Below are 1,829 nucleotides of genomic sequence, written 5' to 3'. Positions count from 1 at the left end.
TCTATAGTTTTTTTTGACTGCAAACAATATTTGGGCTTTATCCTCGTCATCCAAATAATAATCCCACAAACTTTAGAGTTGGCTCGTGAAGCCAGCGACTGGGGCTTAGGCTATGGCATGGTATGAGGTGTTACCCTTAGTTTTGTAGGCCGTGGAAACTATAGTCATTTCCTAAAGAATATTGAGGATATTGTATTCTGTCAACCTATCTATAATCCACTCATTGATGGCATTGGTAGAGTACTGATTTTGGTGGATCATGGGTTTCTCTTCTAAGCCCATATTGGGCATTGTGGGCCTTGGCCAGTAAAGTTTCTGTGGGTGAGACCAATAAGGTGGGTTTGGATTTGAGATTTTTGGGCTGGCCAGACTTGAACTTGCCTCTGCTTCAGATTGAATTGACTCGTTGGACTCACTTGATTCATCTTGACTATCTTGAGCCAGAACAGCAATAAACTTCCTTCTATCCGACTGTTCTGGGTTGTCCAGGATAGAGTGGATTAACTCTAATGTGTCTAATCTTTTGTTAATTTCTTTTAAGAGGTCTTTACTTTGTAATTGATTATGGTAGTTTTTAGGGATTTCAAAAAATGAACAGTTTCCTTTGCAGATTGAGGTTCTGTTTTTTCCTCTTTGACCATTTCTTCAATTCTGGTTAGTTGATCTCCAATTGTTTTAAGATTTTGGTTTGTAAAATTGTTTCGCTCGGTCTCAAGTGGTTCAGATTTTATTTTATATGGAGAGGCAATTACCTGTGTATCCTTGACTGGTATTTTAATTTCTTGTAATGGCAGATGAATTCTTTCAATCACCCATCCTTTTCCATCTTGCCATGAAACTACTATTTTATTTTTAATCATATCAACTTCTTTTAGAGAATATTCCATTTCAAACCAATCAAAGAAGCAGATGTATGCTTTGATTGATTTCATAAATGAATAGTATTTTTCTTGAATTATGTCTCTTTGTAATTTATCATAGTTCTTGAAGAATTGTTGTCTTTTTAATTTATTTTTGTTAGAGTAAAATTCTTCTTTTAAAGTCTTTTTATTGATTTCAAACTCTGAGGTTATGTTGGAGAAATAGGAGGTGAGGAATTGGTTTCCTGGTATTTTGGTTGAGGCATTTTTGGCTTGGGATCAACTTGGCTAAGTTTGGCCTCAACAGAGCAGCTCCGTCGAGTGGGGTTCATTGAGGTGCTTGGTGGGACAGTTTAGGCTCCATCCTGCAACCGTGGCTCTGGTCCAGCCTTATTATCCTATTGAACCTGGTAGAGACGTTGCCTTCCCGATGGGTGGTGATTGTCTCTAGCTGGCTCTGTTCTTGCCTGATTGCTGGAACTGATTTCTTCAGTAACCAGTCCTCAGGCAGAGACACTTGATCCTAGTTCAATGTTCTAGGAACAAATATATTACCCTTACTAGGGTCTGTTTGAAACTCAATTTGACCTAAAGATTTTCCATTGACTGCTCCTACCTATATGATCAACGGTATTTAAGGTCTTGAAATACATTCTTATTAGGATTGCAACAGAATAAGATCTTGGAAGCATTTTGAGATTATGGAGTTTGACCTCAAGTTCAAGGGACTTTAAAATATTTTTATCTTTAATTTTTATAGTTAAATCAATGCTACAATTGAAGTATATTAGGCCATCATAGAGACTTGATTCTACCGTACCTAAACAGTGAGTCTTGATAATCTGTAAACTTTCCATCTTTCAAACACAAGAGTTAGGCCTTTTCTTATCAGTGGTTTGATAGAAACTTGAATTAATCCTATATGCAAGAATTCAAATTTCAATTTGTAACTCTTTATTAATTCTAGAG

1 protein-coding gene is annotated in these 1,829 nt (G+C 36.5%); it reads right to left on the bottom strand.

The window, feature by feature from the left end; genetic code table 11:
- Positions 1-536: 536 nt before the first annotated feature.
- Positions 537-932 carry a hypothetical protein gene (locus tag ACHMP6_RS01695; RefSeq protein ID WP_412097800.1) on the bottom strand — a complete coding sequence of 132 codons (396 nt, stop codon included), beginning with the start codon at positions 930-932 and terminating at the stop codon, positions 537-539.
- Positions 933-1,829: the final 897 nt, after the last annotated feature.

Source organism: Candidatus Phytoplasma palmae, assembly GCF_046896035.1.
In the GTDB taxonomy this organism is placed as follows: domain Bacteria; phylum Bacillota_I; class Bacilli_A; order Acholeplasmatales; family Acholeplasmataceae; genus Phytoplasma; species Phytoplasma palmae.
Note: the sequence above shows the minus strand (reverse complement) of the source record. Positions and strands in the feature narration are given on the sequence as shown.

Excerpts from the sequence above, each read along its gene's own strand:
- ACHMP6_RS01695 (WP_412097800.1), bottom strand. The coding sequence starts at position 932 with ATGAAATCAATCAAAGCATACATCTGCTTCTTTGATTGGTTTGAAATG.